At 63.2% G+C, this 15,515-nt stretch carries 14 protein-coding genes and 1 tRNA gene; 4 read left to right on the forward strand and 11 right to left on the reverse strand.

What is annotated here, in order from left to right; all coding sequences use genetic code 11:
* Positions 1-53 precede the first annotated feature (53 nt).
* From AC2FME_RS05940 to AC2FME_RS05970, 7 genes are read right to left on the reverse strand one after another with little or no spacing between them, the layout of a single operon-like run.
* Positions 54-986: an AEC family transporter gene (locus AC2FME_RS05940; RefSeq protein ID WP_496795766.1), complete on the reverse strand. Its 933-nt coding sequence runs from the start codon at positions 984-986 to the stop codon at positions 54-56.
* 52 nt (positions 987-1,038) lie between these two features.
* On the reverse strand, positions 1,039-1,845 hold the full coding sequence (locus AC2FME_RS05945) for an MBL fold metallo-hydrolase (protein WP_496799903.1): 807 nt from the start codon (positions 1,843-1,845) through the stop codon (positions 1,039-1,041).
* Positions 1,842-2,657 carry a TatD family hydrolase gene (locus AC2FME_RS05950; RefSeq protein ID WP_496797507.1) on the reverse strand — a complete coding sequence of 272 codons (816 nt, stop codon included), beginning with the start codon at positions 2,655-2,657 and terminating at the stop codon, positions 1,842-1,844. The genes AC2FME_RS05945 and AC2FME_RS05950 overlap by 4 nt, the downstream gene beginning before the upstream one ends.
* Positions 2,654-3,775, reverse strand: a complete 1,122-nt coding sequence (locus AC2FME_RS05955) for a DNA polymerase III subunit delta' (RefSeq protein ID WP_496682756.1) — start codon at positions 3,773-3,775, stop codon at positions 2,654-2,656. The genes AC2FME_RS05950 and AC2FME_RS05955 overlap by 4 nt, the downstream gene beginning before the upstream one ends.
* The gene (tmk, locus tag AC2FME_RS05960) at positions 3,772-4,413 is read right to left on the reverse strand and encodes a dTMP kinase (RefSeq protein ID WP_496799904.1); all 642 of its coding nucleotides are present in this window, start codon (positions 4,411-4,413) and stop codon (positions 3,772-3,774) included. Before tmk ends, AC2FME_RS05955 begins: the two co-directional genes overlap by 4 nt.
* Positions 4,410-5,576, reverse strand: a complete 1,167-nt coding sequence (locus tag AC2FME_RS05965) for a D-alanyl-D-alanine carboxypeptidase family protein (protein WP_496742776.1) — start codon at positions 5,574-5,576, stop codon at positions 4,410-4,412. The genes tmk and AC2FME_RS05965 overlap by 4 nt, the downstream gene beginning before the upstream one ends.
* Positions 5,577-5,591: 15 nt before the next feature.
* Entirely contained in the window at positions 5,592-6,746 is a 1,155-nt protein-coding gene (locus AC2FME_RS05970; protein ID WP_496799905.1) for an SPOR domain-containing protein, read from the reverse strand.
* 205 nt (positions 6,747-6,951) lie between these two features.
* Between AC2FME_RS05970 and AC2FME_RS05975 the strand changes: the two genes are divergently transcribed.
* A tRNA-Ser gene (locus AC2FME_RS05975) sits at positions 6,952-7,041 on the forward strand.
* Between the two features lie 378 nt (positions 7,042-7,419).
* Here AC2FME_RS05975 and AC2FME_RS05980 read toward each other — a convergent pair.
* The 3 genes from AC2FME_RS05980 to AC2FME_RS05990 are packed head-to-tail and all read right to left on the reverse strand — an operon-like array spanning position 7,420 to position 9,739.
* Positions 7,420-9,099, reverse strand: coding sequence for a recombinase family protein (locus AC2FME_RS05980; protein ID WP_496799906.1), 1,680 nt, complete (start codon positions 9,097-9,099; stop codon positions 7,420-7,422).
* Positions 9,096-9,512 carry a DUF2924 domain-containing protein gene (locus AC2FME_RS05985; protein WP_496742773.1) on the reverse strand — a complete coding sequence of 139 codons (417 nt, stop codon included), beginning with the start codon at positions 9,510-9,512 and terminating at the stop codon, positions 9,096-9,098. Before AC2FME_RS05985 ends, AC2FME_RS05980 begins: the two co-directional genes overlap by 4 nt.
* Complete coding sequence (locus tag AC2FME_RS05990; protein ID WP_496686191.1) at positions 9,509-9,739, reverse strand: DUF3489 domain-containing protein; 231 nt, start codon at positions 9,737-9,739, stop codon at positions 9,509-9,511. Before AC2FME_RS05990 ends, AC2FME_RS05985 begins: the two co-directional genes overlap by 4 nt.
* A gap of 386 nt (positions 9,740-10,125) precedes the next feature.
* Between AC2FME_RS05990 and AC2FME_RS05995 the strand changes: the two genes are divergently transcribed.
* Genes AC2FME_RS05995 through terL form a run of 3 tightly spaced genes read left to right on the forward strand, consistent with a single transcriptional unit; the run spans position 10,126 to position 13,415 of the window.
* Positions 10,126-11,532 (forward strand): site-specific DNA-methyltransferase, encoded by a 1,407-nt coding sequence (locus AC2FME_RS05995; RefSeq protein WP_496799907.1) that lies wholly within the window; start codon positions 10,126-10,128, stop codon positions 11,530-11,532.
* Positions 11,525-11,953: a DUF5681 domain-containing protein gene (locus AC2FME_RS06000; RefSeq protein ID WP_496799908.1), complete on the forward strand. Its 429-nt coding sequence runs from the start codon at positions 11,525-11,527 to the stop codon at positions 11,951-11,953. The genes AC2FME_RS05995 and AC2FME_RS06000 overlap by 8 nt, the downstream gene beginning before the upstream one ends.
* Positions 11,937-13,415 carry a phage terminase large subunit gene (gene terL, locus AC2FME_RS06005; protein WP_496799909.1) on the forward strand — a complete coding sequence of 493 codons (1,479 nt, stop codon included), beginning with the start codon at positions 11,937-11,939 and terminating at the stop codon, positions 13,413-13,415. The genes AC2FME_RS06000 and terL overlap by 17 nt, the downstream gene beginning before the upstream one ends.
* 908 nt (positions 13,416-14,323) lie before the next feature.
* Here terL and AC2FME_RS06010 read toward each other — a convergent pair.
* The gene (locus AC2FME_RS06010) at positions 14,324-15,325 is read right to left on the reverse strand and encodes an AraC family transcriptional regulator (RefSeq protein WP_496742706.1); all 1,002 of its coding nucleotides are present in this window, start codon (positions 15,323-15,325) and stop codon (positions 14,324-14,326) included.
* Positions 15,326-15,515: the final 190 nt, after the last annotated feature.

The raw sequence follows: 15,515 nt of genomic DNA on the forward strand, positions 1-15,515 counted from the left end.
TCCTGTCTTGCTCGGGGTTATGTGCGGCGCGCGACGTCGAAGTCAATCCGGCCTCAGCCCAAAACCACCAGCCACATCCAGACCGTCAGGATCGACGCCGCGGTTCCTATCAGCACGGACGAGGCGGCGACGCGTTTTGCGCGCCCATAGATGTTGGCAAAAATATAGGCGTTGAACCCCGGCGCCATCGCCGCGTTCAGAACGCCCGAGCGGAACAGGTCCTGCGGCAGGGCGGTCGCAGTTCCGAACAGCCAGACGAGGCTGGGATGCAGGATCAGCGACACGCAGCAGACATAGCCGATGGTCCGCAGATCGCCCTCGGGGCGATACATGACCAGCACGCCGCCCAGCGCGAACAGCGCGCCGGGCAGGGCAGCGCGGGTGATCAACCCCAGAGCCTCGTCCACGACCGCCGGGATGGCCAGACCCGTCAGGTTCACAATGAACCCAAGCGTGATGCCCAGGATGAGGGCGTTCTTGAACATCGCCGACAGGACGGACCGGACCATACGCAGGCCGCCTTGGCCGCGATTGCGGATGAACTCCATGACCGAGATGCCGACGCAGTAGCAGAACGGCGAATGGAAGGCGATGATGGCATAGTTACCGGTCAGGTTGTTCGCGCCATAGGCGCGCTCGGTGATCGGCAGGCCCAGCAGGACCGAGTTCGAGAACAGGCAGCAGAAGCCGATCGCCACGCAGTCTTCCCAGTCTCGCCCGAAGATGAACCGGGCGCCCAGCATGCCCGCGACAAAGCACAGACCCGCGGCCGAATAGAAGCTGCCTAGCAATCGTGGGTCGAAGCTGGCGCTCAGGTCCAGATGGGCGATGGCCAGAAACAGCAGGCACGGGATTGCAAAGCCTTGGGTGAATTTCATCAACCCGTCGACATGGTTTTCTTTGAAATAGCCCAGGCGGGTCGCAGCATATCCGGCGCCGATGACCAGGAAGACTGGTAAAATGACGTCGATCAGGCTTTGCAGCATCTCACGGTTCGCCTCGGTTCGTTCTGCGTCGTGCCTGTCGCGACGGGGGTGGTCATGCGCCCGGCAACGGCTGTTCGATCACCAATCCGTCATGGGCGGGGGTTACATGGTCGGGGGTTTCCCTGTCGACCTTGGCATAGTCCAGATCGATGTGCATGTTGGTCAGGATCGCCCGCTTGGGCTGCAACCGTTCGATCCAGCCCAGGGTCTTGTCCAGATGGGCATGGGTCGGATGCGGGCTGCGGCGCAGAGCGTCGATCACCAGGCAGTCCAGGCCTTCCAACTCGGGCCAGGCGTCGTCATAGATCTCGGCCACGTCCGGCAGATAGGCCAGATCACCGATCCTGAACCCCAGCGCGTCGATCGAGCCATGGTTGACCTTGAAGGGCCGGAACGGGATCGGCCCGCCGGGTCCGTCAACCGCGAACGGGCCATCGATGGTCTTGAGGTCGAGGATCGGCGGGTACGGCGACCCCTCGGGCTGGATGAAGGCATAGCCGAACCGCCCCAGCAGCGCGTTTTGCGTGTCGCCGTCGGCCCAGACCCGGACTCGGCTGCGCATGTTGAACACGATCATGCGCAGATCGTCGATGCCATGCACATGGTCGGCGTGCGAGTGGGTATAGACCACACCGTCCAGCCGCCCGGTGCCGGTATCCAGCAGTTGGCTGCGCATGTCGGGCGAGGTATCGATCAACACCGAGGTCGTGCCGTCCGGCCCGTCGCGCTCGACCAGCATCGAGCAACGGCGGCGGCGGTTGCGCGGGTTTTCGGGATCGCATTCGCCCCAGTGTCCGCCCAGGCGCGGCACCCCGCCGGACGAGCCGCAACCAAGGATCGTGCAGCGCAGCGTGGTCATGCGGCGGCCTCGTGGGCGGCGGCCTTGGTGAACAGGCGGTCGAAATTGGCCTGGGTGCGGGCCGCGAATTCGGCATAGTCCAGCCCGAAAAGTTCGGCGCCGACGCGGGCGGTGTGGGCGGTGAAAGCCGGTTCGTTGCGTTTGCCGCGATGCGGCGGCGGGGCAAGATAGGGGGCGTCGGTTTCTACCAGAATTCGATCAATGGGCGCGGCGGCGAAGACTTCGCGCAGTTTGTGGCTTTTGGGAAAGGCCGCGATGCCCGACATCGACAGGTAGAACCCCAGATCCAGCGCCGCCTGGGCCAGTTCGGCCGAGGAGGAAAAGCAATGCATCACACAGGAATAGGGCGCGTTGCGAAACTCGGCGCCCAGAATGTCGGCCATGTCGGAATCGGCTGCGCGGGCGTGGATGATCAGCGGCAGACCGGTGCGCTGGGCGGCCTCGATATGGATGCGCAGCGACTTTTTCTGAACCTCGGCGCTGTCCGCGGTATAGTGATAGTCCAGCCCGGTTTCGCCGATGCCCACGAATTTCGGGTGCGCGGCCAGTGCGACCAGCTCGTCGACCGTGGCCATCGGCTCTTCGGCGGCACTCATGGGGTGGGTGCCGGCGGCATAGAACACCGGGGCATGCGCCTCGGCGATGGCGCGTACGGCCGGTTCGTTGCGCAGGCGGGTGCAGATCGTGACCATGCGGGTCACGCCGGCCTGTCGCGCGCGCGTGATGATCTCGTCCAACTGGCCCTCGAAGTCGGGAAAGTCCAGGTGGCAGTGACTGTCGGTGATCGCGGGTGGGGGGCTGGTGTCGTTCATCTGCTCGGGCCGGCGGAGTCCTGTATCTTGAACACCGTATCTAGGACCAGAGCGGCAGGGTCAAGGTTCACCGCCTGACCGTGACGGGCCCTTGCGGATACGGCCGCGGCAACCTCGGCCCACCGGCGGGCCATCTGCGGCGAATTCGACAGCCGCCGGAGCGTTTCCGACTCGTTCGGTGCGGCCTCGGGGCTGGGGGGTGCGCCGGTTGCGCCGGTCAGGGCCAGGCGCGACAGCGCGATGTCGATCAGGTTCAGCAGCAGGTCGAACCGGTCCGCAGCTCCGCGCTGCGCGGCAGCCTCGGCCAAGGCCAGAGCGCGTTGCCGGTCCAGCCGGGGGAGGGTGCCTAGAATGCCGATCACCTCGGCATAAATGTCCAGCCCGCCCAGGTTCAGCAGTCGGACTGCCTCGCCGACCGAGCCCGCCCCGAGGGCGGCCAGATGGTCGGGGTTGGGCGGCAGGTCGGCACCGGCCTGAGCCAGCGCCGCCTGCATGTCCGACGGCGACAGCGGCGACAGGCGCAGGGTCCGGCAACGCGACCGGATTGTCGGCAGCAGCCGCGAGGGCTGGTGCGAGACCAGTAGCAGCGTGGTGCGGGCCGGCGGCTCTTCGAGCATCTTCAGCAGGGCGTTCGCCGCACTGGCGTTCATGTCGTCGGCGGTATCCACGATCACGACACGGCGCCCGCCATCGGCGGCGGACAGCCCGAAAAAACGGCCGAGCTTTCGGATATCCTCGACCACGATTTCGTTGCGCATCTTGTCCTTTTCGTTCACCGAGCGGGTCACGACCGCAAGCCCGGGTTCAGCCCCGGCCAGCATGCGATGGGCCACCGGATGATCGGGCGCGATGTCCAAAGATGTGGGAGCCGGAGGGGCTTCGAACAGCCCGTCCTCCTGCGGGGCCGGGGTCGCCAGAAGGAAGCGGGCGATGCGCCAGGCCAGCGTCGCTTTGCCCACGCCACGCGGCCCGGTCAGAAGCCAGCCGTGATGCAGCCGCCCCGAGGCGAACGCCGACAGGAAGTCGCGTTCGGCCGCGTCCTGACCGAACAGTTGTTGCGTCTGACGCGGGTGCGGCGCGCCGGGCACCTGATCCGGGGGAAGAATGTCGTCGGTCATGTCTGTTGCAGGGGGCGCAAGGTCTGATGCACGATGTCCGCCACGTCGCGGGCCACGCTGCCGACGTCGCGGTTGCCGTCGATGACGCGGAACCGGTTCGGAAACTCTTTGGCAAGATCCAGAAAGCCCCCGCGCATCCGGCGTTGCAGGTCGGGACCGAAATCCTCGAACCGTTCTTCGGCGCCCTGCCGGCCCTTGGCCCGGGCCAGGCCGGTGTCTGGGTCCATGTCGATCAGCAGGGTTAGATCGGGTTCGCGCCGGATCATCAAGGCGTGCAACTTGTCCACCAGCGCGCGCAGATCGCCGCGCGACAGGCCCTGATACATCCGGGTGCTGTCCGCGAACCGGTCGCAGATCACGATCTTGCCTGCCGCCAGGGCCGGCTCGATGGTACGCTCCAGATGGTCGCGGCGTGCGGCGGTGAACAGCAGGATCTCGGTTTCCGCCGACCAGCGGTCGGGGTCGCCCTCAAGCACCAGCCGACGGATCTCCTCGGCGCCGGGTGAGCCGCCGGGTTCGCGGGTCAGCACCACGTCATGGCCTGCGGCGCGCAGGGCTTCCGCCAGCAGACGTGCCTGGGTGGATTTGCCCGATCCGTCGATCCCTTCGAAGGTCAGGAAAAGCCCGCGCCCGCTCACATCGACTCCAGCGGGGAATTGATAACATCCTTCAGCACGATGCCGCCAACTGCCATCAGACGCACCACGAATCCGCCCAGCGGTACGTCCTGGGACGCATAAAGAGGGCGACGGATCTCGGGCAGGCCTTCGGGCTTGACCACCAGTTCGGCCAGTTGCTGGCCTTTCCGGATCGGGGCGTTTACCGGCCCCTGATAGACCACTTCTGCCGGAACGTTCTGGTCGCCCAGCACCGGGAACAGCAGGGTCAGGTCGTCTTCTGGCACCAGGCCAACGGTCTTCTGGGCGCCCATCCAGACCTTGGCCTGGGCTATCGGCGTTTCGGCGGTGGCAACTTTCCTCTCGACAAAATTTCGAAACGACCAGTTAACCACGGCCTCGGCCTCCTCTGCGCGGCGGGCGGTGCTTTCCAGCCCGGACAGAACGAAGATCACTCGCCGGTCGCCCTGCTGGGCCGATCCGACAAGGCCATAGCCGGCCTCTTGCGTGTGGCCGGTCTTCAGCCCGTCAGCGCCGATGTCGAGCTTGAGAAGCGGGTTGCGGTTATTGACGTTCGACGGTGCGCGCCCGTCGAATTCAAAGGTTTCCTCTGCGAACAGCGGGTAATATTCCGGGAAATCGGTGATCAGGCGGTCCGCCAGGATGGCCAGATCCTTGACCGACATCATTTGACCGGCCGCGGGCCAGCCGTTGGAGTTGGCGAAGGTCGAGTTGGTCATGCCAAGTTGCTTGGCGCGCTGGGTCATGTAGCGGGCAAAGCCCGCCTCTGTTCCGTCCGGGCTGAGCGCTTCGGCAATGACGACGCAGGCATCGTTGCCCGACAGCACGATGATGCCCCGCAGCAAGTCCTCGACCCGGACGCGGTCCTGGGTGTTCAGGAACATGGTCGACCCGCCATAGCTCATGGCGTGTTCAGACACCGGCAGCTTTTCATCCAGCGTCAGGCGGCCGTCGCGCAGCGCCTCGAACGCCACATAGAGCGTCATCAGCTTGGACATCGACGCGGGCGGCAGCGGCTCGTCGGCATTCTTGGCCAGCAGGACCGTCCCAGTCGTCTGGTCCATCACATAGGCCGCCCGCGCCGAGGTGTCGAAGGCCAGAGCGGGCAGCGCCGCCAGCATCAGGCCGATGGCAAGAAGGAGGGTTCGAATCAAAGTCGGCATCTTGGGCCTCCCTGTCTATTTCGCGGCGATGAAGGCGTCGGAGAACCCGAGATCCTTCATGTCGCCGAGGATTGCGCGGCGTTCCGCCCTTGTGGCAGCCGGACCCACGAGAACCCGCCAGACCTGTTTGTCGCCCGAAGTTACTTGTTGAACCTGTGCCGACAGGCCGTTCTTGCTGACCTTGTCAGCGGCGGCTTTGGCATTTGCCTCTTCGCTGAACGTCCCGATCTGCACAAAGGGTTTTGTCAGGTTTGAACTGGCCGATTCCGAGCCGGTGCTGGCTGGTGTGGCTTCGGAGGCCTCGATCGCGGCAGCTGCGCCGGCAATCGGGTCCAGCGGGGTCTCCGTGATTTCATCCTTGGGCTTTTTCTGCCACCATTTTCGCTTGGCCGGTTGCTCGGCCGGCGGGGTCACGACGGGGTCGGCTGGGGTGGCGGTCGCGTCAGAGGCGGGGGGCGCCTGCTGGGGCGCCGTCGCGGCAACGGCCGCAGCGCCCGCCGCCACTTCAGCTGCCGCACCGGTCGCGGCGGTTTCGTCGGGTTTCTTCTTTTGCCACCATTTCCGCTTTGCGGGTTTTTCTTCCGGCGCAGTAGTCGCCTCCGAGTCGGTCTTGTCGGGCGTCTCGTCCTTGGTTGCGCTGTCTGCGGCGTCCGCGGCGACATCTTCAGCCGGTTCCGCTTCGGGTGCCGGGGGTTCGACCACCTCGCGGCGCAGAGCCACCACGGTCAGGCGCGCCGGCGCGCCAGCCAGCAACCCGAGTTTCTCGGCTGCCGCCGAGGACACCTGCAGCGCCGGACCGGGCAGATTCCGTTCGCGCCGGAACAACGCGCCCGTAACCGACTTGTCATTGGCCGTATTTGTGATTTTGACCCGTTCGGGTTGGACTACGTTGGGGTGGGCCACCCAGACGCCACCCAGTGACGGGCGTCCGTCCCACAGGCCGGCCTCGGTCACCTGAAAAACGTCCGGTGCTTCGACGTCGCGTTGCGAGGGGCCTGCTATGTCCGGAAGAAGCTCGGTTGCTCCGCCGTTGGGCTGTCCATCGGGCTTCGGCTTGCTTGCCTGGCCGCCAGCCAGCAGCGCCTCATCACAACCGCTCAACGCCACCAAAGCCATTATCGCAACAGCCGCCGTCCACCGGCCAACGCGTGTCTGTGTCGCAGTTTCCATGTTTTGCGTTCCCTTGCCTGTATGGCCGGGTCGGACCCCGTCCTAGCTGCCGCCCTCTGGTTCTGTTGCCAGTATGCCGCAGCCATATCGCGCGGATCATAGCCCGCGTGTATCGGCAAGAAAAGACAGAGGAACCGGGCTCGGCAAGAAATCCCTCTTTTTGCTTGCCACGGCCGGGTCTTGGCCTTAGACCGCTGCCTGCGCCGGGGAGGTGGCAGAGTGGTCGAATGCGGCGGTCTTGAAAACCGTTGGGCGTGAGAGCGTCCCCAGGGTTCGAATCCCTGTCTCCCCGCCACTCATACCTGTCTCACTCCATTGATACTTTCTGTCCCGGATTTCTGTCGAGACTTCAGCGGTTTACCATACCCGTTTTCTATCAGAGACGATCTAGCAAGCACAACTAGGGCACGGTTCTGACGCCAGTCTCAGTTCCGTATTTTCGCGGGGTCGCTTTGGGCGGATTTTCCCTGATAACAGGGAGTTTACAGCGAATTTCGGCATTTTTGGCGGAAATTCCTGATTTCGCCTTTGTGATAATGGCGTGATATCAATGATTTACGCACCAAATTCCCTAAGCTGTGGAACAGGGAATTTTTTCACGGTAACAGGGAAGTTCTGCGTCGGAACAGGGACGTCACACCGGGTATCAGGGAAGCCGGAATTTCGGAGAGTTTCAGAAGCCGAAGATGCGCTCCTGCTCCGCCCAATCCAGCGGGTGGGTGACGCTGACCAGGCGCTTGAGGGTAAGCTCCGGCGGCTGGCTGCCGTCGAGAATCGCGGCCTGGATCTTCGGCGACAGGAAGGCGAGTTGGGCGCGGGTGCGGATGAAGGAGGCGGGCACCTGTTCCCGGCGCGCGATGTTGACCAGTTGGACGCCACTTTTCAGATTGCGGACCCAGCCATGGGCGCGGATCAGCATGGAGCGGAGATGCGGATCCGGGTGAGGCTGCACATCGCCGGCGATGATCTTGGCTTCGACGCCGCGGCGTCGCAGGTCGAAAGGCGCTTCGATTCTGAGCAGGTCCGGGTTCAGATCGTCTGGCGAATGGCCAAGCGTGCTTGCCAGGGCCTTGCCGTCCAGGTCGAGGCAGATCCGCCCGCGCTTGAGCGTGCCAGAGGCAAGCAGGCCGGCGCAAATCGTTCCGCCGGTGTCGCGGAGCCGGGTGGCCAGTTTTGCGACCGCGGACTTGATTACAGATGCGGACCCGGCCTCCGGCTGCGCGAGGATCCGGTGCGATGCGGATGCCTCCTGCAGATGTGTGATCACGATGTTGCTAACCGCCGTCTCCAATGCTGGTCCTGACAATCGCCAACCGGTGGGATCCGTGCCCCCGGAGATCAGCCTGTTGGAGACGTAGTAGCGTAGCCGTCGGCCCTTGCGGGTGGTGTGGGTCGGGGTGAGCCAATCGCCGGTGTCATCTCGCAGCTTGCCGGTCAGCCAGGCGCCGGGGGCCGTCCCTCTGGATGGAGTATCGGGTGAGGGTTGCGCGCGGGACCGTTGTGAGGCTTGCCGCATCCTCTCCTGCACCCGTTCCCACAGGTCCTCGTCGACGATCGCCGGGTGCTGGCCGGGCCAGAGCTTGTCCTTGTGGCGGATCTGGCCGCGATAGACCGGGTTGCGCAGCAGGTAGTAGATCTGGCCGCGCGACAGCAGGCGATTGCCCCTGACGGTGCCATCAGCTCGGACAACCCGTTTCGAGCGCAATCCCTCGGCAGCGGCCCGCTCCGCCACCCGGCGCAGGCAGCGCAGTTCCGCGTAGAGATCAAAGAGGCGCCGGACGGTGCTGGCCTCTTCCTGGTTCACCACCAGCGTGCGGGCTTTGGGATCAGGGTGGCGGTCGTAGCCCAGGGGCAGGTTGCCGCCCATCCAGAGGCCTTTCTTCTTGGAGGCGGCGATCTTGTCGCGGATGCGCTCGGCCGTCACCTCGCGTTCGAACTGGGCAAAGGACAGCAGCACGTTCAGGGTCAGTCGACCCATGGATGACGAGGTGTTGAAGGACTGCGTCACCGAGACGAAGGAGCAGTTGGCCTGTTCGAGCCGCTCGACGAGCTTGGCGAAGTCGGTGAGTGAGCGGGTCAACCGGTCGATCTTGTAGACCACCACCATGTCGATGCGCCCGGCATCGATCTCTTCCAGAAGCCGCTGCAGGGCAGGGCGTTCGAGCGTGCCGCCGGAGAGGCCGCCGTCGTCGTATCGCTGTGGCAGCAGTGACCAGCCCTCGTGACGCTGGCTAGCGACATAGGCGGCGCAGGCCTCGTGTTGCGCATCCAGCGAGTTGAAGTCCTGGTCCAGCCCGTCCTCGGAGGACTTGCGGGTGTAGATGGCGCAGCGGACTTTGCGACGCGGGCTCATCTGGCGCCCTTTCCAGTGAGACCGAAGAAACGGGGGCCGGACCAGTGCGCCCCGGTGATCTCGCGGGCGATGGCCGAGAGCGAGCGGTAGGACCGCCCGTTCCAGGCAAAGCCGTCCTCGGTGACATCGACCACATGGGTCACCCCGTTCCATTCGCGCAGCAGGCGTCCCCCGGGTTTGAGGGCCGGGGGCGTCGGCCGTGGCTTTTGGTCCGCCCCCTTGTCCAGCGCGGCCGTTACCTTCCGGGAGAGCCCGCCATGACGGCGGGCCTGCAGTTCGAAGGCGAGGAAGCGGCGTAGGAAGGGCTGGCTCAGCATTGCCGGGGCAGGGCGGTCGAACAGCTGCTGCCAGAGCAACAGCAAGCCCTTCCGATCCATCGCTTCCAGCTCGGCGATTTCCGCTGGGAAGGTCATGCCTGCGCCTCCGCCTCGGCAACGAGGTGGTAGGTGGCCGGCGCGCCCGGTTTGTCCGATGCGCGGCGTTCGATCGTTGCGCCTTTCTTGCGCAACATGCTGAGGGCGGCCCGGGCCGAGTGTTGCTGCCAGCCGGTGGCCTTGCAGATGTCCGCGAGGCTGGCACCTGCGGGGCGGCGAAGCAGGGCTTGCACCCTATCGGTCTTGGTGTGTTTGGTTTTGGGCATGTCTGGTCTCCTCGTGTTCAGGGGGGCGGGATGCCGTGCCCCGGTACCGAGGTGAGCCCGAACATGTCGGGCGTGGGACCAGTGATGCGTGGTTCGCACCGGTAGTCCAGCCTGAATCCGCTGGCGCTAACGAAGAATCGTAGGTGTCGTAACGCACTGGAAAAAAACAAAAACTTGCTTCCTTCTGGTTGGGTGATTATATTCGGTGTGCCTCACGCAGGACCTTCAAATCCTGCCAGAAGCACTCACCGGGCCCGAGCGCCTAAAGGGAGCATCGAAAGAGGCAATGAACCGGATCGCTGGATCCGGGGAGTTGCTGTTCATGCTCTCTCCGAATTCCCCGAAGCGGTCCATTCGATCCCCGGCTGTTGCGACAGCCCAGATGAATGGAGGCGCGCATGCGTACCCAATCCCAACCCCGCGATGCCGCAGCATCGACCGCCCCTGTCTGGATGGCCGAAAAGGTTGTGCAGACGCCGATTGCAAACCTCAAGCCTTACGCCAACAACAATCGCGTTCACACGGTAAAGAGCATCGACAAACTGAAAGCCTCGGTACGACAGTTCGGCTTCGTCACCCCGATCCTGGTCGACGGCGACGGCGTGATCATTGCCGGTCATGGCCGGTTCGAGGCAGCGAAGGCGCTTGGCCTCACCACGGTACCGACCGTGGTGGCCGGTCACCTGAGCCCGGCCGAGGTGCGCGCCCTGCGCATCGCCGACAATAGGCTCGCGGAACTGTCCGACTGGAACCAGGCGGCGCTGCAGATCGAGTTTGCCGAGCTGATGGACCTGAGCCTGGATGGCGAGCTGGAGTTCGGTCTCGACATCACCGGCTTCGAGGTGGCGGAGATCGACCTCCTCATCGGCGGTGCCGGTGACACGGATGCGCGTCAGCCGGAAACCGTTGAAGAGCCGAACCCGGCACAAGTCGCCATCACCCGGCCCGGCGACATCTGGCTGCTCGGGGATCACCGCATCCTCTGCGGCAATGCATTGGAAGCGGACGGCTATGCCTCTGTGCTGGATGGTGATGTGCCGCGCATGGTCTTCACCGACCCGCCCTACAATGTGCCGGTGCAGGGGCATGTGCGCTTGGGCAAGGATGGCAGCCACCGCGAGTTCGCCATGGCCTCGGGCGAGATGACCGACACGGAGTTCCGCGGCTTTCTCCAGACGTTCCTGACCCATGTCGTGGCCAATCTGCCTGCGGGCGGCATCGCCATGGTCTGCATGGACTGGCGCCACATCGAGGACCTGATCGCAATGGGTAAGGCCGGCGGTCTCGACCTCATCAATCTCTGCGTCTGGAACAAGACCAATGGCGGCATGGGCAGCCTCTACCGCTCCAAGCACGAGATGGTCTGCATTTTCAAGAAGCCGGGTGCGCGGCACATCAACAACGTGGAGCTGGGCAAGCATGGCCGCAACCGCACCAATGTCTGGGACTATGCCGGGGTCAACAGCTTCGGCAAGGGGCGCGAGGCCGATTTGGCCGATCACCCCACGGTCAAGCCGACGGCGCTGGTGGCGGACGCGATCATGGATGTGAGCCATCGTGGCGACGTGGTGCTGGATGCGTTCGGCGGGTCCGGCGCCACGCTGCTGGCGGCCGAGAAGACCGGGCGCCGGGCGCGGCTGATCGAGTTGGACCCGGCTTACGTCGATGTCGCCATCCGTCGCTGGCAGGAGATGACGGGTGAACAGGTCGTGCATGCGGTCACCGGCGAGACCTTTGACGGCCGGGCTGCTCAGGCAAATGCCGTCGCGGAAAAGGAGGTCCGTCATGTCTGATGACGAAAAGGACTACGAGGTGGGATATGGCAAGCCGCCGAAACACACGCGGTTCAAGAAAGGCCAGTCGGGCAATCCGAAAGGGCGGCCGAAAGGTGCCAGGGGGTTGAGTGCCAGCCTCAAGCGTGAGCTTGAATCGAAAATCACGGTCCGCGAGGGCAACCGCGAGGTCCGGATCACCAAGGCGGAAGCCATGGCCAAGCGGCTGGCGGCCAGTGCCTTGAAGGGAAATTCGAAGGCGCTGTTGGCCCTTCTGAAGCTTGATGCGGACCTGTTTGGCGACAGCGAGGCTCACGATACTGAGGCTGGTCTCTCGGGCAGGCCCGAGCCGGTCGACTATGATATCCTCCGGGATTTCTTCTCCTCCCCGCAGGCGGGGCAGGAGGATGTCGAGGACCAGGATGATGATGACGGCACCTGATCCGCGCATGGTTCGGCAGGCCGCCATCAATCTCTGCCGGGACAACTTCTTCCCGTTCGTGTGGAGGGTGTTCGACACCCTCCATCACGGGCCCAATGGTACGTTTGAGCCGGCTTGGCATGTGCGCGCGATGTGCCATGCGCTGGACGAAGTGCGCAGTGGCGAGAACAAGCGGCTGGTGATCAACATTCCGCCCCGCTGCCTGAAATCCGTAACCGTGGCGGTTTCCTACGTGGCCTTTCTGCTGGGACACCATCCGGGCGCCAAGATCATCGTGGCCAGCTATGGCCTTGATCTCGCCCGCAAGCATTCCGAGGATTGCCGGCGGGTGATGTCGTCGCGCTGGTACCGCGAGATGTTCCCCGGGACTCGGCTGGCGAAAAAGGGCAATACCGTGGAAGAAATCCGCACCACCGCGGGCGGCAGTCGCAAGGCGGTGTCCATCGGCAGTTCGGTGACTGGCCATGGCGCCGACTACATCATCATCGATGATCTCCTGAAGGCCGGGGACGCCAATTCCGAGGCGGAACTGATCCGGGCGCAGGAGTTCATCGAAGGCACGTTGCTGTCTCGCTTCGACAATCCGGCGGAGGGCAGGGTGGTGATGATCGCCCAGCGGCTGCACGAGATGGACCCACCGGGCTACCTCCTTGACAAGGGCACCTACCGGCACCTGAACCTGCCGGCCATCGCGGAAGAAAACGAGGTCATACCGATCGGGCGCGGGCAAGTGCATCGGCGCAGGCCGGGGGACCTGCTGTTCCCGGAAAGGCTAGACCGGGAGACACTCGATCGCATGCGCCGTGAAATGGGCACGGCGATCTTCAACTGCCAGTACCAGCAGAACCCGATCGCACCAGACGGATCTCCGCTGCGCTGGGAGTGGTTTGGCACCTTTGACGAGGTCCTGCCGCGGCACCACTATCACCTGGTCGTCCAGAGTTGGGATACCGGCACCTCATCAGATCCGCGGTCGGACTATTCCGTCTGCACGACCTGGGGGTTCCTGCCGCCCCACTGGCATCTGCTCGATCTCTGGCGCGGGCAACTGGACTACCCCGAACTGAAATCGAAGGTGCTGGCCCTGGTTGGGCAATGGGATCCTGAAAAGGTTCTGATCGAGGATGCCGCGACCGGTCGGCCGTTGTTCCAGGAGTTGTTCCAGGATGACAAGCGCTTCAAACGGGTGACCCCCGACAAGGACAAGGAGATCCGCTTCAACGCGGCCTGTGCCCCGGTGGAGGAGGGCAAGGTGTGTCTGCCGGCAGACTCCCCTTGGCTGGCAACCTTCAAGCGCGAGCTGCAGTCCTTCCCACGCGGACGGAACGATGACCAGGTCGACAGCTTCAGCCAGTTCCTGAACTGGTCAAAGGGCAACGGCTTCTATCGCGCCCTCGGTCGGGAACACCCGATCAACGTCGCGCGGCGTGAACAGAACCAAACGCGCGTGAGGCGGCGGTAACGCCGCCGTCCCGACAATTCGAATCCCTTCCGTTCCGCCACTTGCTCTCGCGAAAGCGTTCTCCCGATCCGGCTGCGGCCGGATTTTTCCGTTGTTTTCGAGGGTTATGCGGGAGGGGCTAAGCACTGGCCGCGGCGCGAGGATGCCCGGTAGCGGTCTCTCAGAGTCGATATTCTCCGGACCTCATGACTGCGCGGATTTGGTGAATAGCTTGTAAGCCATTGGGAAGATGAATTTTCCCAGCGTCGGCAAAAACACTTCGATTTTAGTCGCTCCTGATGGGATGGAACAGATATCTAACGTTCGCCATTGCGGTAATTCGCTGCGGCCTACGCAAATGACCGCGTTGCGGACTTTCCGGACTGATGCACTGGCAGAATCAGTTATCTCCCAGGTCACCAACTGACTGCCATCTCATCACTGCATCGCAGCGCGATATTCCCAAAACCGGACGTTCAAAGCGGCTGAAATCCCCAAAACCTAAACCGGCCGTTCGCCCCACTGGCTATCGATGTCTCACATGCGGGACTTAGCAGCCTGATGCAGATGCGGCGAACTTCGCGATCGAACTCGCATCCCGTCTCGGAGAACACCTCGACGCCGTCGCCGGGGAGCTCAACGAGCGGCCGAGAATAACCTTGAATTACTTCTCGCTAGTGGAGAAGTTCGAGGAGTGTGTTGCGGCCATCGGTTGAACCGGCAGCGCAAACCGGACATTCACGACCAAGCATTGCAAACTCCGAAATATACAACAAAACTGCCAGTTGCAGAGATTGCATCGATGTTGGCAACCCACCAATTAATGCCGTCGGCTAATTTATTAACGTCGCACTACAACTTCTCCAAACTGATCCAACGAGTACCTCATCTTCCAAGCTTTCTTTTGGCTCAAGGGAGCAGAGAACGGGTCACTGAATTTGCCGATATTCGGTCGGTGTGACACCAGTCCATCTCTTGAACGCTCTGGAAAAACTTGTTGCACCGGAGAAACCAAGCAACTCGGCGATCTCCTCGTTCGGTGCGGATCTATCGCTGTCGAGGATTTCTAGGGCCCTTTCTCTACGCACCTTGTCGCGGATCTCCTGGAACGAGGTGCCCAATCCAGAGATCGTGCGCTGTAGGCTCTTTGGGTGGACGCCAAGGTGACGCGCGAGTTCCTGGAGGCCGAAGGTTCGCTCGCCAATCCTTTGGAGGCAGACTTTTTCGACCCATGTCAGGATTGCATCGCGCGGGGAAGTATCACGGAACTCTCCACGCGAGGTGGGTGGGATTTTCCAGTTCAGGGCTAGTGGCCGTTGCAGCCACTCAGAGGGAAACCCGATCTGAACACCGTTGCACTTTCGTTTCAAGAAAGAAGACTTCGGAAGCAGATCCGGCGGAATACCCGCGTTTTCCTGCGCCGTAACTGTTATACGAGACGGATTGAAATCGTCTTCGGTCACTAACCGCAGGAGGGTCAACCACAGGCTCGCAGTGGCGGCATCTGCCTGAACGACGGGTGCTGCCGGTAAGAAAGTCCTCTCAGCTCGGATCACGGTGACATTTGCATTGATTTGGAGGGAGTATCGAACGTTGTTGATCTGCCGGTCGAGTTCGAGAATAGCCAGCGGTAGGAACTCTGCGAGGGTGTGGGATATCGCATAGCTCTCCCGGACAAAGACGGGGCCCGCCTCGACGAACGCCTCAGCTGCGCGCGCCGAGAAATACGGATCGTCGAGTGCATCGGCCATTTCCTCGACGGCCTTGTAGAGTGCATTGCCGGTGATCAGCGTAGCCGGGTCGGTGAGATCGATCTGGTCGAGGCCGGCCGCTGCTAGCACAGGGCCAATCTGGCCGCCGCGCTTCTCGAACAGATCGAGGAAGGGCAGAAGCTGTAGCGCGCGGTTGAACACGATCCCCTCAGAGACCATTCGGCAATCCCCGGTTTGAGTTCTGCGCATAGCTGTACACGCCATACTGCACCAATACTCGCAGGATGCGCTTTCTAGGACAAGATTCGACACCTCCTGTCCTGTGGGGGTAAGCCGTCTGGCTCTGATGTGTGTCTAGTATCTCTCTGAAAAGGTCACGATTCCAGAAGGTGGCCGAAGGTAAAGGGAG

The organism is Ruegeria sp. BHSC026, from assembly GCF_059613065.1.